At 66.2% G+C, this 21,584-nt stretch carries 16 protein-coding genes; 14 read left to right on the top strand and 2 right to left on the bottom strand.

Annotated features, from left to right (window positions below):
- The first annotated feature begins 186 nt into the window (after positions 1-186).
- Positions 187-2,373 carry a radical SAM protein gene (locus JW958_11480; protein MBN1826877.1) on the top strand — a complete coding sequence of 729 codons (2,187 nt, stop codon included), beginning with the start codon at positions 187-189 and terminating at the stop codon, positions 2,371-2,373.
- 141 nt (positions 2,374-2,514) lie between these two features.
- On the opposite strand, the gene JW958_11475 is transcribed toward JW958_11480, so the two are convergent.
- Together JW958_11475 and JW958_11470 are read right to left on the bottom strand one after the other, a co-directional pair.
- Entirely contained in the window at positions 2,515-5,202 is a 2,688-nt protein-coding gene (locus JW958_11475) for a sulfotransferase (GenBank protein MBN1826876.1), read from the bottom strand.
- Between the two features lie 114 nt (positions 5,203-5,316).
- Positions 5,317-7,359 carry a glycosyltransferase gene (locus JW958_11470; GenBank protein MBN1826875.1) on the bottom strand — a complete coding sequence of 681 codons (2,043 nt, stop codon included), beginning with the start codon at positions 7,357-7,359 and terminating at the stop codon, positions 5,317-5,319.
- A 459-nt stretch (positions 7,360-7,818) separates the two neighbouring features.
- On the opposite strand from JW958_11470, the gene JW958_11465 reads away from it, so the two are divergent.
- The 13 genes from JW958_11465 to JW958_11405 all read left to right on the top strand — a co-directional run bounded on the left by JW958_11465 (position 7,819) and on the right by JW958_11405 (position 21,577).
- Positions 7,819-8,571, top strand: a complete 753-nt coding sequence (locus tag JW958_11465) for a class I SAM-dependent methyltransferase (GenBank protein ID MBN1826874.1) — start codon at positions 7,819-7,821, stop codon at positions 8,569-8,571.
- 377 nt (positions 8,572-8,948) lie between these two features.
- The gene (locus JW958_11460) at positions 8,949-10,358 is read left to right on the top strand and encodes a PAS domain S-box protein (protein MBN1826873.1); all 1,410 of its coding nucleotides are present in this window, start codon (positions 8,949-8,951) and stop codon (positions 10,356-10,358) included.
- Positions 10,355-11,845, top strand: a complete 1,491-nt coding sequence (locus tag JW958_11455) for a sigma-54-dependent Fis family transcriptional regulator (GenBank protein ID MBN1826872.1) — start codon at positions 10,355-10,357, stop codon at positions 11,843-11,845. Before JW958_11460 ends, JW958_11455 begins: the two co-directional genes overlap by 4 nt.
- 110 nt (positions 11,846-11,955) lie before the next feature.
- Positions 11,956-12,351: a flagellar basal body rod protein FlgB gene (gene flgB / locus JW958_11450; GenBank protein MBN1826871.1), complete on the top strand. Its 396-nt coding sequence runs from the start codon at positions 11,956-11,958 to the stop codon at positions 12,349-12,351.
- Positions 12,352-12,388: 37 nt separating this feature from the next.
- On the top strand, positions 12,389-12,889 hold the full coding sequence (gene flgC / locus JW958_11445) for a flagellar basal body rod protein FlgC (GenBank protein MBN1826870.1): 501 nt from the start codon (positions 12,389-12,391) through the stop codon (positions 12,887-12,889).
- A gap of 22 nt (positions 12,890-12,911) precedes the next feature.
- The gene (gene fliE / locus JW958_11440) at positions 12,912-13,244 is read left to right on the top strand and encodes a flagellar hook-basal body complex protein FliE (GenBank protein ID MBN1826869.1); all 333 of its coding nucleotides are present in this window, start codon (positions 12,912-12,914) and stop codon (positions 13,242-13,244) included.
- 51 nt (positions 13,245-13,295) lie between these two features.
- Positions 13,296-14,813 (top strand): flagellar M-ring protein FliF, encoded by a 1,518-nt coding sequence (fliF, locus tag JW958_11435; protein MBN1826868.1) that lies wholly within the window; start codon positions 13,296-13,298, stop codon positions 14,811-14,813.
- Positions 14,814-14,818: 5 nt separating this feature from the next.
- Positions 14,819-15,835, top strand: a complete 1,017-nt coding sequence (gene fliG, locus JW958_11430) for a flagellar motor switch protein FliG (GenBank protein ID MBN1826867.1) — start codon at positions 14,819-14,821, stop codon at positions 15,833-15,835.
- A complete protein-coding gene (locus JW958_11425; protein MBN1826866.1) occupies positions 15,828-16,520 on the top strand; it encodes a hypothetical protein in 693 nt (230 codons plus the stop codon). The genes fliG and JW958_11425 overlap by 8 nt, the downstream gene beginning before the upstream one ends.
- Entirely contained in the window at positions 16,517-17,836 is a 1,320-nt protein-coding gene (fliI, locus tag JW958_11420; protein ID MBN1826865.1) for a flagellar protein export ATPase FliI, read from the top strand. Before JW958_11425 ends, fliI begins: the two co-directional genes overlap by 4 nt.
- 8 nt (positions 17,837-17,844) lie before the next feature.
- Positions 17,845-18,303 (top strand): flagellar export protein FliJ, encoded by a 459-nt coding sequence (fliJ, locus tag JW958_11415; protein ID MBN1826864.1) that lies wholly within the window; start codon positions 17,845-17,847, stop codon positions 18,301-18,303.
- Between the two features lie 42 nt (positions 18,304-18,345).
- Positions 18,346-19,080: a hypothetical protein gene (locus JW958_11410; protein MBN1826863.1), complete on the top strand. Its 735-nt coding sequence runs from the start codon at positions 18,346-18,348 to the stop codon at positions 19,078-19,080.
- A complete protein-coding gene (locus JW958_11405; protein MBN1826862.1) occupies positions 19,070-21,577 on the top strand; it encodes a flagellar hook-length control protein FliK in 2,508 nt (835 codons plus the stop codon). The genes JW958_11410 and JW958_11405 overlap by 11 nt, the downstream gene beginning before the upstream one ends.
- The last annotated feature ends 7 nt before the right edge of the window (positions 21,578-21,584 follow it).

The following is a 21,584-nucleotide window of genomic DNA, read 5'->3' as shown; positions in this document are numbered from 1 at the left end:
CTTCGTGGTTCGGGGATCTTCCTTCGCCGCCGCTTCAAAAGACAGCTTCGCCGTTTTCAACGAAACCGCGTCAATCCGGCTCAACTTTTCTCCTTCCCGGACGATACGCGGGGTGTAGGCGAATCGAACGCTCCGGGCCGGTGTGCCCGATTCGGGAGCCGCCGGCGAGCGGCGCGGGAGGAACTCATGGCCGGTATCGCGGTGATCACCGTCAACGACAGGTGCTGCATGGGCGCGCGGCAGCTCTCGTCGCTCGTGAAGGACAGGCACGCTTTTCATCTGATTTGCTACGGCGAGTACGACCACTCCCGGTTCGGCTACACGGCGGAGCCGGGACACGCCGCCGACGAACGGCTCCTACTGGACCTCATCGCGAGGCTGCGCCCCGATCTGATCGGCTTCTCCTACCGTTCCGTGCAGGGGGAGTTGGTGATGCACCTGGCCGGTCTGCTCCGTGAGCGGTTCGACATCCCTATTCTGATGGGGGGAATCGGCGCCACATCCGATCCCGAGGAGGCGATGGAACGCGCCGAGGCGGTTTGCATCGGCGAGGCGGACTTCGTGCTTCCCCGGCTGCTCGACCTGATGGACGAGCGCGGCTCCCTCGCGGCGGCGGCGCCGGACGTGCCGAACCTGTGGCACCGATCCGGCGGGGAGATCGTCCGGAACCCTTTGGAGAGGTTGGTGACCAAGGAGGAGCTTTCCGATCTCCCCTATATCGACTACGCGCCGGACAACAAATACTCCATCGTGCGGGGCGAGCTGAAGGAGAACGACGGGCGCTACGACAACGACGTGGGCGCCTATCCGATGCTCACCTCCCGTGGTTGCCCTTTCGCCTGCACGTACTGCCACAACTCGAACGTGCACGACCTGTACCGGGGCCAGCGCTATTGCCGCCAGAGGAGCGTGGAGAGCGTGATCGGCGAGATGGAACGCGCGAAGGCGGTCCCCGGCACGACGATGATCTCCATTTACGACGACCTCTTCAATTTCAACCGGGAGTGGACTCTCGAGTTCGCCCGGCAATACAAAGAGAAGATCGGTCTCCCGTTCTGGTGCTACACCTACCCGAGCCGCGTGTTGAAGGACGTGATGGAGGCGCTGGTCGACGCGGGCCTGAACAACACCGCCATGGGCGTGCAGTCCGGCAGCGAGCGCACGCTCTTCGAGGTGTTCAACCGGAAGACACCTCGGGCGAAGATCCTCGAGGCGGCTTCGGTGCTCAAGGGACTCAAGTGCCGCGTCCAGATCGATCTCATCACGGCCAATAATTTCGAGACCGACGACGACCGGCGCGAGACCCTCGACCTGATGCTTCGCATGGAGAAGAACACCAGATTCAACGGGCCCGATCGCGCCTGGTACTACTGCCAGAGCCGTCTCACCTACTTCCCCCACTCCACGATCACGCACATGGCGGTGGAGAGGGGACTCACGGACCCCTTCGATCCGGACTACGCCTCTTTCTGGGAGATGCTGAACGAACTCGCCTTCTACGATCCGATCCCGCGGTCGGCGGTGATGGCGCTCTCCTACCGGTACGAGGCGTATCGGGCCTCGGCGAAGGACTTCCGAACCGAGACCGGCGCGCTCTGGATCATGAAAAACGTGCTGCACAAACCGATAAGGGAACTCTCCGCGCTTTTCGACGGCGACGAAAACGCCCTTCGGGAGAAGGCGGGCGGTTGGGTCCCGTCGCCGGAGGAAGTGAACCTGGACGAGATCCGGACCCTTCTGGACGGGGCGCTCGCCGCGAGCGGCGAGGGAGACCCGGAGAAGCGGGGCGAACGGATCATGCTCGCCCGGAACCTACTCGGCCGCCTGACGCCGGAGGTGCGGTCCCTCCGCCTGAAGGAGGAACTGATCGAGCGGTCCGATCTGGTGCTTCGACTCGCCGACGACATCGGCAGGCGATCGGAGGAGAGGATCAAGCTGTGGCGCGAGGTGGAGCAGCGCGGCAAGTGGGCGCTCGACCTGGACCGGACGGTGAAGGAGCGGGACCGGAGCGTCGAGGAGCTGCAAAAAGAGCTGAAAGCGCGCGGCGAGTGGGCGCTTGGTCTCGACCGAGCGTTGAAGGAGCGGGACCGGATTATCGCGAGCCTGCGCGCCGAACTACGCCGCGTGGGGAACGGATCCTCGCTCTCCGCCGAGGAGTCCCCGGGGATCCACACCGCGTCGTCGCCGGAGGAGCGGGTTCGCTGGGAAACGGAGTTGTTCGGGCTCGTGCGGGAGCGTGAACGGATGATCCGCACCCTCCGCGAGGGGCCGCCTCCCGGCGAGACGTCGGAAGGTCTGCAGGCGCGCATTCGGGAGAGGGAGAGCCGTATCGTCGAACTGAACGCACGCCTGGAGGCGCTCCCGGTGATCTGACCGTGGAGCGAAAAACCGGGGACGGATGCCGAATCGTTCCCGGGATTGTGGAGAGAGAAGAGAGGCCCGGCCAGCGCCGGGCCTTTCGCATTGCTTTCGATCGGCGAGGAATTTATCGGTAAGAACGCCGGCGAGGAATGGTTAGGCCGGTCGAAGAGCGGGGCTCGTCGCCGCGGCGACGGGATCGGGGACGAGACCGACCCGTGAGACCGAGACCCCCAGCTCCCGCAGGTCGGGTGGGGAGTGAAAGGAGTGGTCCAGGCGGAGGCGTACGCGGAGCAGTCGCTCTCCGCGGAGGTTTTCCGGTAGCTCGAAAGCGACGGTGAACCCGGATTCCTCGACGAACGTCTCGCCGATCGTCTCGCCGTTTACGCTCACGTCGATCCGGAGTTTCCCATCGGGGTGCCGATCCGGGAAGGCGTATCCGGCGATCTCCAGACGGCCGAGGTTCGCGCCGCCGCGGAGCCAGGTCGTCGATTCCCGGCCCATCCACCGGAAGCCTCCCCCCGATTCAGAGCCCTCCCGGTCGTACCAACCGTCGCCGATCTGCAGGTTTTGCCCGTCCGTATCAAAGTCGAGCGCCGACAAAATCCGCTCCGGCCGTTCCCGCAGTGCCGTATCCAGCACCCGCTCCTTGGTAAGTCCCCACTCGCGCCAGAGGTCCTCCTGCTCCGGTCGAAGAAGAATGCACCGGTCCCGGTGCTCCTCCAGCATGGCGCGGAACTCCCTCTCCGGGATTCCGCCCATGTAGATCTCCCGGTCCCGGATCCGGTTCCAGTTCATCGTCTCCGAAACGAGCCCGGCCCGCTTCGCCTCCTCCCAGACCGGCGTCCCCGGATAGGGAGTGAGGACCCCTTCCTGCCACCGCTTCAACCGGCCGTCGGCGAAGTTGCGCTCCAGCGCCTCGAAAGTGGTCCTGAGATCCTCTCGGGTCTCGACGGGCGAGGCGTGAATCATCTGCACGAAGGCGGTCAGCCCGTTCCGATGAAGCGTGTCGAGGGCGCGCTGGTTTTCTTCGGGGCTTACGGTCCCGCATTTGAGGTAGTCGAGCACTTTTTTCGAGAAGGATTCGGCGCCGAACATGACCGCCCAAAAACCCATCCGGTTCAGGGTCTCGCAAAGGCGGTCATCCACTAGATTCGCGCGCACCGTCCCGCTGAAGCGGATCGCTCCGGCGAGGCCGCGCTCCTCCAGCAGGGAGGCGATCTTCTCGAGCCGCCTGCGCGGCGTGATGAAGAGATCGTCGTGGAAGTGCAGTTCCCCGAGACCGAGATCTCGGTGAAGCGTTTCCACCTCGTCCGCCACCCGCTCGGCGGAGAAGTGCCGCATCGATCCCCAGAAGCTCGAGCTGGCGCAGAAGACGCACCGGTAGGGGCAGCCGCGGGTGGTGGAGAGGAAGGCGCGTTCGCTCGGCCGCCCGATCCACATGAACTCCCTCTCCGGGATCGGCAGGTCGTCCAGGTTCGCGATGAGCGGGCGCGGCGGTGTGCGGACCAGGGAGGCGCCTGAGCGGAAGGCGATCCCCCGGACGCGCCGGAGGTCCTCCTCGGGGAAGCGGCGGCCGCGAAGGGCGAAGAGGCGGAGAAGCTCGTGGAGCGTCTCCTCTCCCTCGCCGAGCACGGCCACGTCCATGTGGGGCGAGAGATTCTCCGGAATCGCGGTGATGTGGACGCCGCCGACGAGGACCGGTACGCCCGCCTCGCGGCAGTCGCGCGCCATCTCCTTCGCCGACTCGTACTCTTCGGTGGAGGAGCTGATCCCGACGATGTCGACTTTTTCGGCGAGAAGATCCTCCACGGTGTAGCGATAAACCACCTCGCACTCCGGCATCTTCCCGCGCAGATAGGAGCGGAAGTGGCCGAAGGCGGCGGGGCTCTGCTCGTTGTAACGCTCCTCGGGCGGCGTCGAGTCGGCCATCAGGAGACCGAGACGAATCCCGCGCCGCGCCGCGGCTTTCCGCGGGGCGTCCTCCTCGGGACGCGTGCTCGTCCGGCCCGCGACGCCGCTCCCGATGTAATCGAATTCTTCCATCGCCTCGCCCGCCTGCCGTTCACATCCGCGGAGAAGGTCCTCATTGAGGCGGCCGCGGTGCAGCCCGATGCTCTCCGTGTTGATCGGGAACCGGAGCTTGCGGTGGTACGGCAGTTCCAACAGAGGGGGGCGCCGTTTCTCCGGGAGGAGCATCTCCTCTTCGTACTCCACGCCCAGGACGGCGCAGATTCCGCGGAAGACGCGCTCCGGTTCGCGCGCCATGTCCTCATAGCGGACGAACGCGTACCGATCCGGCATCGATTCGCCCATGCGGCGAAGGTAGAGGTTGTTCTCCGACCACATCCGCGGGAAGTAGCTGTCGAGACCGGCCGCCCAGCCCTGTCGAAGCAGCGACTCCATGACGTCCCGGATATCTCTTACGATGTGAATGATCCGGCACGGATTCGAGAAAGCGCCGTTCACATCGAGACGATGCACGCTCTGGAGATCGTCCGGCGATTTGTCCCCCGCCGACGTCTTCCCCGCCTTCCGGGCCGTCTCGGCGTAGAGGGCGTTTAGAATCGCCGGCAGGGAATACTCGCATCCCCGCACGACGCGTTCGATCTCGTCCGGTGAGAGATGCTCGGCGAGGCTCCACCCGGCGCGGTACAGCTTTGTGCTCGGGATGAGCCGGGAGACGAGATCCCGCCCAATCTCCGGATCGACGACCCTTTCCAATAGGAAGGCGAGGGGAACGATGAAATCGGATTCGTGGGGAACGGCTAAACGGCTGTGGGCGTTCAGCGTCTGCGCCAGAAGAGTGGTCCCCGATCGGGGCGAGCCGAAGACAAAGAACAACGCGAGATCCTCCGCGTTCGCATTTTCCGTTCACGGGTCCGCCCGGACCCTTCTTTCCTTTTTATCGGCCCGGCGGGCACGATTCTGAAAAACCGGACAAAAACGCGCTCTTTTTTACGCCCGGCTCGGCTCCGGAAGCCGCCCCTTCTCCGCACCGGCGCGTTCCGGAACGCCCGCCCCCGCGGAGACGGCGATGCCGCTGATCCGGACGGAGAGGCGCCTTCGGTCTTCGTTCAGGCCGAGGATGGCGGGAACGAAGGAGGCCGTGCTTACGAGGCGGACCGGTGCGTGGCGCGGCGTTTTCTCCCAATCGAGGCGGACGATGCGGCTTGTGCCGGGCCGGTCGAAACGAACCGTGCGCGGGGGAATGCCCGCGGTCTCGATCCGCACGTCGAAGGGGAAGGTGTCGTAATGCTCCGCCTCGCCGCAGGCGAGCGTGAACCGAAGATCCGAGGGGGCGTCGTCGCCGAGCACGTGGAGGATCGCTTCGCGGTCCATCCATCGCCAGCCCCCCTCGTCGGCATGGAAGCCGGCGCCGACAAGACAGCGTTTACTCTCGTCGTACCCCGCAGCGTCCTCGCCGCGAGCGGCTCCGGCGTCCTCGGCGCCGGAGAGGGCGAGACCGAGCGCCGCCGCGTCCGCGGGGAGAGGCGCTTCGGGGCACCCCTCGATCTCCCACAGCTTCGCCCACGCGGCGAAGCGGTAGAACGCCATCAGCCCGGTGACGGCGAGGCTGTGCGCCCCGTCCTTCTCCGGGTCATAGCGGAAGAGTATCTCCCTTCGCATCGCCTCGAGCATCGCCGCCGGCGACCAGGAGGCGCCCGCCTCGACGAGCGCGCGCGCCTCGTGGTCGGTATAGCGGTTCAACCTCTCCACGAAAGAGGAAAGATCGGGGTAGGCGTAGTGGTCGATCCGTGCCTCCGGAGGGAGCGGAAGAATCCTTTCGGGACCGATCGTCTCCGGAACCGCGTGGACCCGCGCCGGCCAGCGGACCGTCCCCCTCCTGAAGAGGCGGAGCTTGCGTTCCACGTCCGGTCCGAGGCCGCTCCCGGTGAACCAACGCCCGGCGATTCGGTTTCTTCTCGGGATTCGAAAGACGGTCGTGTCCCCCGCCCCGGCGATCACTCCGCGGAGCCCGGCCGCCAGCTCCGGCGTCGCCCTCTCGTCCGCGTCCAGAAGGAAGATCCAATCGCCGAGCGCCTTGTCGATGGCGAACTGTCGCGCCCCTTCCACCACGCCGGTTTTGGGGTGGGTGAAGACCCGGTCCGTGAAGCGTCGGGCGATCTCCACGGTACGGTCCTCGCTCTCCATGTCCACGACGACGATCTCGTCCACCGCTCCCGCGGCGCTCCGGAGGCACTCCTCCAGGTTCGCCTCCTCGTTCCGCGTGTTCACCACCAGCGAGAGGGATGGACGCTTCGCGGTGTTCGTCGCCGGGGCGGGATCGACGGGGAGAGGTTCCAGCGTCTTCCGGTTGACGAGGGATGGATCGAGCCAATCCAGGATCTCCTCCTCCGGCGGTGTCTCGAGACCGGCGAAGCGGCAGATCTCCTCGGTCACGGCGACCGGATCGGCCATGAGTTTTTCGAAGCGCACTTCCGACGCGGGGAAGGAGAGGTTTTCCCGGATCCGTCGGCCGAAGCGGCGCCACTGCTCGATGTAGGCGGTGACGTACTCCTCGTCCGCGTGTTGGTAGGGGGGACGGTCCGTGGTCCGGAAGACGCGGAGGAGGGAATGGATCTGTTCCCCGGTGTCACGCTCCAAAGAGAGGAGCCGCACGTCATAGCGGTCCCGCAGCCGGTGGAGGAAGGGAAGGGTGAGGAACCACTGCGACTTCACGGCGATCGGATCCGCGTCGCCGAAGATCTCCGCAAGGAGATCGGCGTAGCGCTCGGCGTATTCGGCGCCGATCGCGTCGGTCTGCGCGGGCGAGGGGGGGAGGGAGAGATGGGGATAGATCCCGGCCCACGCCTCGCGGAGAAGTTTCTCCTGCGCGGGCAGCTCGAAAAACCCCTTCGGATTCATCGGCGCCGATCCGGCGAGGAAGCGCACATCCCCCGGATGCGCCCCCGCCCTCTCCAGAAGCCCCATGAGCGCCGAAGACCCGACCCGGCCGAGAGGGTAGCCCACGACGACGATCTTTTTTCTACACAGCATCGGTCTTCTCCTCTCCTTCCGTTCCAGGGGCCGCGGCCGGGAGACTCGCCCGCGACGGACGATCTAATATGAAGAAGGCAAAGTGCGTGCCAGATGGGGCGCCCCGAAAACAACCCTGTAATCCCTTTGAAATAGGCGGATAGGGCCTGTTGGTCGCCGGCCGCCGACTTTCGCCCTCGGCCGATCCCGGAAAGGTTTTCCTCCCCGGAGGTCGTCCCTTTCTCCCCCGACGTGAGAAAGAGAGAGAACTCTTCGCCCTCCTTTCTAATAAATCTCAAGTATGGATCGATGCCGACCGATTCATGGAAAAATGCGTATGAAAGCGAAGGAATGTCCGGGGAGGGAAGGCCGCGCCTCCGTTCCACCCGACGCAAAAGGAGCCGATCGACCGTGAAGAGCCGGATCGAAAAACAAATCGCGTACCCACTCCTATCGAAACCCTCCCGTCTGGAAGGGCTGATGAGGAAGGCGAACTTCGGGGGGATCGCCCGTTGCCCGGTCTGCGGCGATCTCACCTTGATCCGGGACGTGGGGGAGAATCTGCGCGAGACATGCCGCTGCGTCCGTTGCGGCGCCGGCAACCGCCATCGCCAGATGGCGCTCGTCATCGTGGAGGCGATGCGCGCCATGAGCGGCGTCCCGATCCGAGCGCTCCGCGAAATGAAGCGGTTCGAAAACTTCACGATCTACAACACCGAGGCGGAAGGGCCGGTGCACGCGGAACTCTCCCGCATGTCCCGCTACCTCTGCAGCGAGTACTACGGCGATTCCTACAAAAGCGGCGACCGTGTGAACGGCGTGATGCACCAAGACCTGCAGGACATCTCCTTCGACGACGGGAGCATCGACATGGTCCTCTCCTCGGACGTGTTCGAGCACATCCCTCTTCCCTACCGCGCCCATGAAGAGGTCTTCCGCGTTCTGAGAAACGGAGGGCGGCACATCTTCACCGTCCCCTTCCTGCAGACCGAATGCCTCGACGACGACCGCGCCGTTCCGGACGACGACGGGAACATCGTCCATCTGAAGGAGCCCATGTATCACGGAGACCCGATCCGCTCCGAAGGGGCGCTGGTTTTCAAAATCTTCGGCCTGGAGATGCTGGTCCGCCTTCGCGAGATCGGTTTCCGCACCCGCCAGTACCGTCTCCGGAACGTCCGCTACGGCATTCTCGGGGACAATGCCATCGTCTTCGAAGCGGTCAAACCGTAGGTTTTACGATCTGCCGGAAGCACTTCCCCTCGCACGGGCCCGCGGAAAGAGCATACGGGGCCGAAGGGAACGCCGCCTCGATCTTCGCCTTCCTCCCTTTCTGCGAGGCACTTCTTCCCCTTTTCCCCTCTTTTCTTTCTTCCGGGTCATTTTTTTCCGGGGAACGGGCGGTCCCCGCGCATCCTCTTTCCCCTTTTTCCCGCCGAAGGGGAAAAACCGGGAAAAAGATTGCCGAAATGGGCATTTTTTTCTCAAGCCTTCCTCCCCTTTTCCCGAAATAGAGGAAAGAAGCGATTCATTTCCGCGCGATGTCCGACGCCGGGCCACCGGCGTGAAGCGGGCCGCCGGCCGGCGACCGGAAATCGGAGAAGAGGAAGATGCCCGACAACGATAAAGAAGAAAGAGTTTCCGCCCCCGCGCTCCGGGATCGGGAAGACCGTTTCGAAGCCGTGGAGACCGAGAGCGCGGAAGAGACCGTGTCGCTGATTCTGCCCGGCGCGCCGGACGATCCCTTCGGGGACTCTCTCGGCGTCTTCAGCCGGAGCGTCGACGCCCTGCAGTCGAGCTGCTCCCTGTTGGAGCGTCGCTGCGCCGAACTCAACTGGGCGCTCGAGGAATCGAACCGGAAGCTGAAGGAGAGTCTGGAGGAACGGGGGCGACTCGCCTCGCGTCTCGACGGGATTCTCCGCTGCCTCTCCGTCGGCGTGGTGGCCATCGATCCGTCCGGCCGGGTCATCGAGTACAACGCCGCCGCGGAGAGAATCACGGGCTATCCGCGGGAGAAAGTGATCGGCGCGGACTATCGGGAAGCGTTGGGCCGCGGCTTCGCGGAACGTCTCGGACTGCTCCACACGATGAAGAGCGGCGTCGCCGTCGACGGCGGCGAGCGGACCATGGTGACCGCCTCCGGCGAGGAGATCCCCGTCGCCTTCGGCGCCTCGCTGGTGCGCGCGCAGGACGGTTCGGTCGTCGGCGCCGTGGAAGCGTTCACCGATCTCCGCAAGGCGAAGCGAATGGAGGAGGAGCTTCTCCGGAGCCGCACACTCGCCGCCGTGGGCGAGGTCGCGGCGGAGACGGCGCGCCAGGTGCGGAATCCCCTCGCCGGGCTTTCCGGCTTCGCGGACATTCTCGCCCGGGATCTCGCCGCCGATCCGGATCGGATGCCGCTGGTCCGCAAGATCCAGCAGGGCGTTTCCGGCGTGGAGCGCGCGGTGGAGCGCCTTCTCGAGAGCACGCGGGAGACGCCGGTCCGGTTCGACCCGGTCGATCTGATCTCCCTGATCGAGGGGGAGCTGGACCGGTTCGAGACGGGAATCGGCGACGACGCGCGGATCGTCGTGGTGCGGCGTCTCTCACGGGACGGCGCGCCGGTGCGCGTGGACGCGCCCCGGATCGCCCGCGCCTTCCGCGCCCTCTTCGTGAACGCCTACGAGGCGATGCCCGGCGGCGGCGTTCTCACCGTGACCGCCGGCGCCGAGTCCGCACGCCCGGGCGGCGCTCAGAGGGTGCCGGGCGAGCGGGACGAGGAGAGCCCCGCCTCGTTCATCCGTGTAGCCGTCGCCGACACCGGCGCGGGGATGACCGCCGAGGAAGCGGAGAAAGCCTTCTCCCCCTTCTACAGCACGAAACCGAAGCGGATGGGTCTCGGTCTCACGACCGCCCGCCGGATCGTGACCGGTCACGGCGGCGAGGTCGACCTGACCAGCTCCCCGGACTCTGGGACCCGGGTGACCGTGAGGCTCCCCGTCATTCGCGGCGTCGCCGGGGCGAGGAGGGCGAAGTCGTGAACGTGGTGACCCGCACCGAAGCGGACACGAGGGCGCGCGCCTTGATCGTCGACGGCGAGGCGCTTCTGCGGGACTACCTGCGCGAGGTGCTCACCCGCCGCGGGTTCGCCGTGGACACCGCCGCCGACGGCGTCGAGGCGATGACCCGTCTCCGCGCGAACGGCTATCGCCTTCTCTTCGCCGATTCTCGCGCGGAAACCGCCGACGGCGTCAACCTGGTCCGGGCCGCCCGGGAGATCGCGCCGGACCTCCGCTCCGTGGTGATGGCCGCCTACGCGACGGTGGAGAACGCCGTCGAGTCGATGCGCCTCGGCGCCTGCGATTATCTGACCAAGCCGTTCCAGACCGACGAGGTGGAGAGGATCGTGGAGCGCGTGCTCGGTCCGGACTGTCTCCACGCGCAAACGCCCGGTCCGTCTTCGCCGGAGTGGGAGATGGAACGGGACATGGTCGGCGAGAGTCGCCAGATCCGCGAGATTTTCGCCCTGATCCGCCTCGCCGCCGGCACGGAAGCCACGGTGTTGATCACCGGCGAGACCGGAACCGGCAAGGAGTTGGTGGCCCGCGAGATTCACCGGCGGAGCCGCCGGAGCCGCGGGCGTTTCGTCCGCCTCAACTGCGCCGCACTTCCCGAGGCGCTCTACGAGAGCGAGCTCTTCGGGCACGAGCGGGGCGCCTTCACCGGCGCGGTGCGCCAAAAGAAGGGCCGATTCGAACTCGCCCACAACGGCACGCTTCTGATGGACGAGATCAGCGAGATCGGTTGGGGCGTGCAGGCGAAGCTGCTCCGCGTTCTCCAGGAGAAGGAGTTCGAAAGGGTCGGCGGCTGCCAGACCATCCGCGCCGACTCGCGGGTGATCGCCACCACCAACAAGGACCTGGCCCGCGAGATCCGCGAAGACCGTTTTCGCGCCGATCTCTACTACCGGCTCAGCGTTTTCCCGATCAACGTGCCGCCGCTCCGCGAGCGGGCGGAGGACATACCGATCCTGATCGACCACTTTCTCGCCCGGCACTGCCGGCAGAACGGACTCGGCTACAAGGAGATCGGCAGGGCCGCGATGGAACTGCTGGCGGAGTATCCCTGGCCGGGCAACGTGCGCCAACTCGAGAACAGCCTGGAGAGGGCGGCGCTCGTTTCGCCGGGGCGGATCGTGGAGCCGGAGCATTTCCCCGAGCTGGTCAACGAGATGGAGGTGGAGCGGCGCGCCATGACCGACGAGCACGTGCCCTCCGTCACCACCCTCCGCGACATGGAGGCGACGCTCCTGCTGAAGACGTTGGAGGAGGAGGACGGCAACCGGACCCGCGCGGCGCGACGCCTCGGCATCACCGCGCGCACTCTCCGGAACAAGCTCCATCGCCTCGGCATGATGGATTACATGAAGCCGGGCCGAAGCGGGGGGAAACAGTTTCCCCCGAGACCGGAAAAATCCACCCGGACCGCGCCGGAAGAACCGGGCGTTCTGGTGCAGAGTCAATACTGAAACCGTTGAAGAATGAGGGGTTGCGCGGCATGCGACGGACTGGCTCGGATTTTGCGGGGTTGTCCCTCGACGCATAGCCGCCGGTCGTTTCCCCTAAGGAGGAAGGAACGGTGCCCACGATCGGATTGTTCAGTCGGACGGCCCTTCCGGCGCTCCGGCGATTGATGGATCTGTCGGCGGCCCGGCAGCGGGTCTCCGCCGAGAACCTGGCGAACGTGAACACGCCCGGCTACAGCCGCCGGGAGGCGCGTTTCGCCGACGAGTTGAACCGGGCGGAGGGAGCGACCATCGATCCGGTGGAGACGCGGCCGGGCCATCGGGCGTCCGGCGCGCCGGAAGCCCCCTCCATCGAGGTGGTCGAGGATCCGGAAACGCTCGGCGAGGGCGTGGACATGGAGAAGGAGATGGTTTCCCTGGCGGAAACGCAGCTCCGTTTCGCCGTGTCGGCGCGCCTGGCGACGCTGAAGATCGCCGGGCTGCGCAACAGTATTCGGGGACAGGTATAGCCGGCCGGGTCCCTCGCGGGATTGAGGAGTGGAAGCGATGAGCAACGATCTCTTCGGCGCCCTGGGAATCAGCGCCTCCGGTCTCTCCGCCCAGCGTAAGAGGATGGAGACGATCGCAAAAAACATCGCCAATGCCGAGACGACCCGTTCCGAGGAGGGCGGGCCCTACCGGCGTCGGCAGATCGTGATCTCCTCCGACGAGGGGAGCGCCCCTTCCCGGTCCAGGGCGGCGGAGCACCGCGTTTCGCTGACCCGGACCTCGCCGGGACATCTCGGAGGGAGCGCGGCGACGCGCCCGGGCGCAGCGGCGGAAGGACCCTCTTTGGACGCGCGTGAGGTGGTGGATGAGAGCGCGGGCTTCGAACTCGTTTTCGATCCCGCCCATCCCGACGCGGACGAGAAGGGCTACGTTCGTGTGCCGGACATCAGCACCATCACGGAGATGGTGGATATGGTGGCCGCCACGCGGGCTTATGAGGCGAACCTTACGGCCATGAAGGCCTATCAGAGCATCGTGAGCAAGTCGCTCGAGATCTGACGCGTATCGGGGGTGAGCGAGAATGCAAGTGATTCCGGTGAACGTGGCCAAGGCGGTTTCCCTGTCCGGTTCGATCGGGTCCGCCGGCCTGGAGAACGCGGTCGCGGGGAAAGCCGGCGGCGACGTGAAGGAGGCCACTTCCTTCCGCAAGATCCTGGAGGGTTACGTCCAGGACGTCTCCGCCATGGATAAGAACGCGGACAAGCTGGTGGAGGGTCTCGCCAGAGGCGAGGTGACCGACGTGCACCAGGTGATGCTCGCCGTCGAGGAGGCGAACATGGCTCTCGACCTGCTCATCCAGGTCCGCAACAAGCTCTTGGAAGCGTATCAGGAAATCTCCCGCACCTCGATCTAATCGATCGCCGCGGGGATGCAGCGTTTTCGGAACGAAAGAAGGAGGCCTTCCGTGGCTGACGGAATGAAGGGAATGACGGAGAACCTGGCGGCGCGCTGGCGCGTACTGGGGTCCGGCCAGAAGTTCGTGCTCGGCTCTTTGATCGCCGGGGCGGTCGTGACGATCGTTCTCTCCTTCTTTCTCGCGAAGCACGCCTCCTACGGCGTGCTCTACGCCGGGCTGGATGCGGAGCAGGCGAGCGGAGTGGTGGACCGCCTGCGGGATCTGAAGGTTCCCTACCGGATCAGCGATTCGGGCCGGACCATTCTCGTCCCGGAAAAGGACGTCTACGCGGTTCGTCTCGATCTGGCCGGTGAGGGAGGCGTCGAAGGGGGCGCCTCCGGATACGAGCTGTTCGACCAGAGCAAGTTCGGCATGACCAATTTCATGCAACAGGTGAACTACCAGCGCGCCCTGGAGGGGGAACTGACGCGAACCATTCGGGAGATGGACGAGGTAATGAACGCGCGGGTGCATCTGGTGATTCCCGAGCGAAGCCTCTTCCTGGACGGCCAACGCGCTCCCTCGGCCGCGGTCATGGTTCGCCTGAAGCCGGGCAGCCGGCTCACGCAGAAGAGGATCGAAGGGATCGGCGCCCTCGTGGCGGGAAGCGTCGAGGGGCTCCATCCGGAGAACGTGAGCATTCTGGATTACTTCGGGAACCTGCTCTCCACCCCCGGTGACGAGGATGGGGCGGAGGTGCAGAGCGCCGCCCGCTATGAGGTCGAAGCGGGAGTGGAGCGCCTTCTCGAGGAAAAAGCCCAAACGCTCCTGGATCGTGTGGTCGGCCCCGGCAACGCCGTGGTCCGGGTGACCGCGGAACTCGATTTCGAGAAGCTCGAGCGCAACGTGGAAAGGTTCGATCCCGACAACGCCTCCGTTCGCAGCGAGGAAACCACCGAGGAAATGAAAGAGGAGGAGGGGAGCGAGTACCGGACCACGGTGACCAACTACGAACTGAACCGGACGGTGGAGACGGTCGTGAAGGCGCCGGGCAACCTCAAGCGCCTGACCGTGGCGGTCACGGTGGACGGACGCTATGAAGTCCCCGAGGGCGCCGAGGGAGATGCCGAGTCGGCTCCGAGTTTCGTGGAGCGGGACCGGCGGGAACTGAGCGAAATCGAGGCGCTGGTTCGGAATGCCGTGGGTCTGGATGAGGACAGGGGGGACCAAATCCACGTCGCCTGCGTGCAGTTCGATCAGCGCCATCTACTTGACGAGCGAAGCGAAATGCAGAAGGTGGAGCGGAGCCTCCTGGTTCGAACCGTGCTGGAGAAGGCGCTCTGGGCGCTCGGCGCCCTGGTGGTGTTCCTGGTTCTCCGCCGGTTCCTCCGTTCCGCCGGTTCGTTGCTCAATCAGGCGCCGGCGCGCCGCGCCGTCGAGGCGGAGGGGATGGAGATGTTCGGCGCACCGGCGGCGCAGGCGGTCGCCGCCTACGGGTCGAGCGCGCAGAAGGTCACCCAGGCGGCCCGCAACCGGCCGGAAGAATCGGCTGAACTGATTAAAACGTTGATCTCGGAGAGCGACTAAGAACCATGGCGCCTCTCTCCACAGCGGAACTGACCAAGCGGCAGAAGGCGGCGATCGTCGTGATGACCCTCGGCCCGGACGCCAAGCCGCTCATGGAGAAACTCCCCCGGAGCGAGATGGAGCGTCTCGCCGAGGAGATTCTGATGCTCGGCGAGGTTCCGCAGAACGTGAAGGACGAGGTGCTCACCGAGTTCCTGAACGAACTGGCGGCGCGCCAGGCGAAGACGGTGAGCGGCATCGAAAGGGCTTCGGAGATGCTCGAGGCGACGCTCGGCAAGTCGGAGGCGACCGAGGTCGTCCGCCGGATCAGCTGGCGCTCGAACCAGAGTCTTTGGAGCTTCGCGCGGCGCGACCCGGAGAAGTTCGCCGAGCTGATCGCCGGCGAGCACCCCCAGACCGTGGCGTTCCTGCTCACCCAGATCGAGCCGGACGTCTCCGGCCGTGTGGTGGCCGCTCTCCCGGAGGAACTCCAGCCGGACACGGCCTGGCGGATCGCCACCATGGGGGAGATCGTCCCCGATACCGCGGCGCGGGTGCACGCCGCGCTCGATCCGGTGGTGAACCCGAAGGAGGAGGAGAAGCAGAAGAAGCGGAAGGAGAGCCTCGGCGGCGAGCGGAAGACGGCGGGCCTCCTCAACATGATCCCTCTCTCGATCCAGAAGGTGGTCATGCAGACCCTTACGGACCGGGATCCGGACCTGGCGACCCGGGTGCGCAAGATGATGTTCATCTTCCGCGACATCCTTCTTCTGGACGACCGGTCCATGCAAAGGGTCCTCAAGGAAGTGGACCTGAAGGATCTCTCCCTGGCGCTGCAGAACGCCGACGAGGACGTGAAGGAGAAGATCTTCAAGAACGTCTCCGAGCGGGCGGCGGTCAGCATCCAGGAGGAGATGGAGTACGCCGGCAAGGTGAAGAAGGCGGAGATCGAGCAGGCCCGCGATCGGATCATCGAGGTGGTCCGGAGTCTCGAGGAGCAGGGCGAGGTGGAGATCGACCGGGGAGGGAGCGCCGATGAATAGCCGCCGCGTTTTCCGGTCCGCCCGCGTGCTCCCCGAGTCGATTCTGGTGCGGCTTCCCGACCCGCGGCACGCCGACCGGGAAGGGCTCGCCGGCGAGGCGGAATGGATCGCCAACGCCATCGAGTCGGACGTGAAGGATTGCGTCGATCGGGAGGCGGAACTGAAAGCGTCGCTGGACGAGATGCGGGAACGGTTGGAGCGGCGCGAGCGCGAGCACGCCGAGGAACTGACCCGGGCGCGCGCGGAGGGGGAGCACGCCGTCCGCGAGGCGGTGGAAAAATTCGCCGGCGCCGCCAAGGATCTGATGGCTCAGCGGGAAGACCTGTTCCTCGCCTCCGAGGAAACGGTGGTCCGACTCGCCGTGGCGGTGGCGCGGCGGATCGTGGGGGACGCGGTGCAAGTGGACGAGGCGCTCGTGCTCGAGACCGTGCGCCGGGCGCTCCGGCTCGTGACGGAGAAGGAGAGCGTGGTGCTCCGCGTGAACCCGGAAGACCTGAAGATCGTACGCGAGCACGGCTCGGATTGGCTCGCCATTCTCGAGGGAACCCGTTCGCTCGAGATCGTCGAGGACGGTCGGGTGCGCCGCGGCGGCTGCCTGGTGGAGACCGAGGCGGGGAACGTGGAGGCGCAACTCGAGAAGCAACTGCAGACGCTGGAGAAGGCGCTGGTGGAGAGGGTGCGATGAGCGCGCCGACGCTGAAAGCGGAGAAGTACCTCGACGTGGTCGAGCGCATCGATCCGGTGCGCCGGACCGGTCGGGTGAGCGAGATCATCGGGCTCGTGATCGAGTCCAGGGGTCCCGCCGTTTCCATCGGCGACGTCTGCGTGATCGAGGGTCTGTCCGAGAACCGTTCGGTCCGCGCCGAAGTGGTCGGCTTCCGCGACGATCATGTGCTGCTGATGCCGGTCGGTGAAATCAGCGGCGTGGCGGCCGGTTCGGCTGTGGCCGCCTGCGGCCAGCCGATGCGGGTTCCGGTGGGACACGAGCTCTTGGGCCGCGTGCTGGACGGCCTCGGGAACCCGATCGACGGCGGCGGGCCGACGGGCGCCAAGAAGAACCGCCCGCTGCTGGCGCCGCCGCCCAACCCGCTCACGCGGCAGCGGATCGCCGAGCCGCTGGCGACGGGTATCCGCTCCATCGACGGTCTCGTCACCTGCGGCAAGGGACAGCGGGTGGGCATCTTTTCGGGTAGCGGCGTGGGGAAGAGCGTCGTTCTCGGCATGATCGCCCGGAACTGCGAGGCGGACCTGAACGTGATCGCGCTGATCGGCGAGCGTGGGCGCGAGGTGCGGGATTTCATCGAGAAGGACCTCGGCAAGGAAGGGCTTCGCAAGTCGGTGGTGGTCGCCGTGACCAGCGACCAGGCGGCGCTGATCCGCCTGAAGGGCGCCATGCTCGCCACCACCGTGGCGGAGTACTTCCGCGAACTCGGTCTGAACGTGATGCTCATGATGGACTCGCTCACCCGGGTCGCCATGGCGCAACGGGAGATCGGTCTCGCCGTGGGGGAACCGCCCACCACCAAGGGTTATCCGCCCTCGGTCTTCGCTCTCCTGCCGCGTCTGTTGGAGCGCTCCGGCACCGCCGCGGTGGGGAGCATCACCGGCCTCTACACGGTGCTTGTCGAGGGGGACGACATGAACGATCCGGTGGCGGACGCCGCCCGATCGATCCTGGACGGACACATCGCGCTTTCGCGCAAGCTCGCCACGGAAAACCATTATCCGGCGGTGGACGTGCTCGAGAGCGTCAGCCGGGTCATGATCGACGTGGTCGACCCGGAGCACCAGGAGCAGGCCGCCCGGGTCCGGGAGGTGCTCGCCACCTACCGCGAGGCGGAGGATCTGATCAACATCGGCGCCTACGTCAAAAAGAGCAATCCTCGGATCGATTTCGCGATCGAGAGGATCGAAACGATACGTTCCTTCTTGCGTCAAGGGATGCGGGAGCGGACGGAATTCGCGGACACTTCCAGCGCCCTGAAGCGGCTGCTGAATTAGGGAAGACGATGACCAAGTTCCGTTTCCGGCTGCAGAAAGTGATGAACGTCAAGCAGTGCATCGAAGACCGGAAGAAACAGGATCTCGCCGTCGCCGAGCGGACGCTGGAGCGCGAGGAACGCGCCCTGTCGAGTCTGCACGACCTGGAAGAGGAATGCCGGCGGGCGGTCCTGGAGCAGCGTACCGGACGGATCGACATTGCATGGGAAGAGGTGCACCGCGCCCGTTTCGATCGGTTGATGCGCGATATCTGCCGGCAGATCGAGGCGGTCGAGCATTCCCGGCGCCGGGTGAGTCGGGAGCGCGAGGAGCTGGTGGAGTGCAGCAAGGAGCGAAAGACCCTGGAGAAGCTTCGGGAAAACAACCTGATCGAGCATATGAGGGAATGGCTTCGGTCGGAACAGAAGGAGACCGACGAAATCGGCCGGGACACCTATCTGCGGAAACCGAAGAAAGAGCTTTGTTGATCCGGCGGAGGTCGGACGCCCCGCTCACGGAGGAGAGGGAAAATGGCTGATAAGGAAGCCAAGGAAAAAGAGAAGGCCAAGGCCCCCGAGAAGAAAAAGGGCGGCTTCGGCGTGAAGAAGTTCCTCCTGCTCTTCGGGGGGGCGGTGCTGATTTTTGTCGGATCCATGCCGGTCTTTCTCTATCTGAACGGGATGCTTACCTTCCAGGCCCCCTATCTCGTGCCGGCGGAAGGTTTCGCGGCGGTGGACAGCATTCTCGCCGCGGTCCGCACGATCGAGGAGGCCGGCGCCGCGCCGGCGGCGGCGGACGCGACACCCGCGATCGAGACCATGGGCCCGCCGGAGGAGCTGGCGGAGTCCGGCGATGAACGCGCGGAATCTCCGGAAGAAAACGGGGACGCGGAATTGACGGAGGAATCGAAGAACGTCGGCGCCGCCTCGGAAGCGGCGGAGGAGACGCCGGCAATGGTCGAAACGACCGGTCCGCCGTGGCCGCCGGAGGGGAAGCATCCCGCCGGCGAAGGCGGAGAGGACGAGGAGGAGCCGTACCGGTTCCCCCTGGATGGAGAGAATCTGGCGCGCCTGGTGAAAGTCTACGACGCGATGCGGCCCAAGCAGGTGGCGCTGATTCTGAACACGATGCCTGAGCGCCAGGCATCGGCGATCCTGGCCAACATGAAGGAGAAATCGGCGGCGAGCGTGTTGGCCGAACTGGAACCCAAGAAGGCGGCTCGCATGAGCGAGCTGATCGTCAGGGTGGGAGTCAATGAACGTTAGCTCTTTCCTGTTCCTTCCCGAGCCGACGCCACAGCCCGACGTTACGGGCGGCGCGACCGCGAAGGGGCTCTTCACCGGACCGGAAGGCGGTTCCGCAGGGTCGTTCCTCTCCTTCATGGAGTCCATGGGAGCGGGGACGGCGGCGGAGATCGCGCCGGACATCCGGGTCGAAGAGGTCCTGCGGGAGGCCGTCCGCGGGTTGCCGCGCGACGCGGTGGAACCGGAGGCCGACGCCGTCGAGATCGACGGCGCATCGACCGCGCCGGTACCGCCCGGAGTCGTCGCGGTGCCCGAGTACGTCGGCGCCTCGGAGTCGGAGGGGAAGGTCGCCGCGCAGGAGACATGTGAGGAGGGGAATATCGGCAGTAAGGAAGAATGGATTCGTCTGTTCGGCGACCCGCCGTCCGGTGAGGGGACGAACGCCGCCGGTCCGGATCTCGCGACCCCGCGAAGGGGCGGAGAACCGGGGCCGGCGCCGGTGATGTTCCCCGGGTCCGCCGCCGTTTCGAAGGAGGCCGTCGCGGTCGGGAGGGAAGCCCTCGCCGCCGCGGACGCGCCCGCCGAGGAAACGAGCGGATCGGATCGGGGAACGGTCCAATCGGAGCGCCCCGCCGAGGGCGCCCGCGAGGGACGGGTCGAAAACCCAGAGACCGTCGGTCATGCCGGCCGGCTTCGCTCCGCCGTTTCATTCTCCGAGCGGGGACCGGAAATCGCGGCAGAACCGGAAAAGGTCAAAGGGGATCGGATGGGGACGGAGTCCCGGACGCGCGTCGAAAGGACCGCGGACGGGGAGCGCGCGCTCGACGAAGGGAAAGCCGTTCATCGAGTCGCCGATGGAGGAGGAATCAAGGAGAGTGAGCACGGGCGCGCCGCCGGGCGGACGACGGAGGAGCCGAAGGGTTCCGCCGCGACCTCGACCCGCGGCGACGACGTCCGGGGGATCGAATCGAAAGAATCCGCGCCGGCCCGCGGCGGGGACCGAGGGGTTTCGCCTCGCTTGGAGGACACTCCCGTGACCCGGACCGTGGAGGGAGCGCGGGCACGGTCCGCCGAGGCGGAGGGAGAGACTCTCCGCGACGCGGACGGGACCGGTCTCCAACGGGAAGGGCGCGCCGAACGGCGGTCCTCTCTCCGGATGGAGACGCCGGAATCTCCGGCGGCGTCCGGGAAGACGGAAACCGCGACCCCCGTGCGGGGTGGAGCGGAGTCCGTCGCGACGACCGGATCGACTCGTGAAGAAGCCCGACGGGCCGGGGGCGCCGAGCCCGCCGCGCCGGTCGAGAAGAAGATGGAAGTACCGGATCACCGCGTGGAGGCGCGTGGTTCGAAGATGGCGGAAGTGAAAAGCTCTTTCACGGACGCACGTCCCGTCACGGACGAGGCCGGCGAGAGGATCACGCGTGAAGCAGGATCCGAAACGGTCCGGACCGACGGGCGCGCCTCCATTGCGGAGACCGCGGAACAAATCGGCCGCGACGCCGAGACGATCCCGGTTCGCTCCGCCGGCGAGGGGCGCGCGGAAACGGTCGTGGTCGGTGAGCGGATCGAGCGCCGCGCCGAGACGGTTCCTTCCGGCGAAGCGGGGAACGCCGAGACGGTGGAAACCGAGGAGCGTGTCGACCGGCGTGTCGAAACGATCCCGGCCCGTTCCGCCGCCGAGGGGCGTTCCGAAACGATCGTCGTCGAGGAACGTGTCGTGACCCGCACGGAGCGCGTCGCCGTCCGAGAAGAGAGCGAAAAAGTCATGAACGCGCAAGCGACGCCGGAGCCGCGTGAGGGGACTCCCTCCGAGGCGATCGAGACGGCGGAGACCGAGACCCGCGAGGGGACGAAGGACGGCCTGTCCGGAGATTCCCACCGCCGGGAGGAAACGGGCCGGAACGGGGCGGAAGCCGCCGCGGCGTACGCCGCGGGGCGGAAGTCGGAGCATATCAATTCCCACCGATCCGAAGCGTCGCCGGCGATCGAAGCCGTGGGCGTGAAGGAGACGGCGGCGTCGCCGAGCACCGGAACCTCTCTCTCCGTCGTATCGGAACCGTCGGCGCAGGATCGCGCGGAGCGCGCGCTCCTCGAGAGCCGCGCCGTGCGTGAAGAAATCCTGGACCGTTTGATCGAGCAGACCCAAAGGATCGTGAAATCCGGCCGCAACGAAGCGGAAATCCAACTCGATCCGCCCGAGCTCGGCAAGGTCCGGGTGAAACTGATGGTCACCGAAGGTTCGGTCCGCGGTTTCATCGAGGTGGAAAACCCGAACGTGCAGGCGGCCCTGCAGACCGACCTGTCGCGGCTTACGTCCGCGCTGGCGGACAGCGGGCTCGACCTGACCCAGTTCGACGTCTTGCTCCATGACAACCGGCGCTCCGGCGGCCGGCAGGCCGGCAAGTCCCTCCGGGACCGCGCTTCCTCGGAAGCGGGCGAAGGAGAGGCGACCGAGACGGCCCGTCCGGAACGACCCCGCGGGGTCAACGGATCGCGGCTCGTGGACACCTGGATGTAGCGGACCG

The sequence above is a fragment of the Candidatus Eisenbacteria bacterium genome (assembly GCA_016930695.1).
Classification (GTDB): domain Bacteria; phylum Orphanbacterota; class Orphanbacteria; order Orphanbacterales; family Orphanbacteraceae; genus JAFGGD01.
Note: the sequence above shows the minus strand (reverse complement) of the source record. Positions and strands in the feature narration are given on the sequence as shown.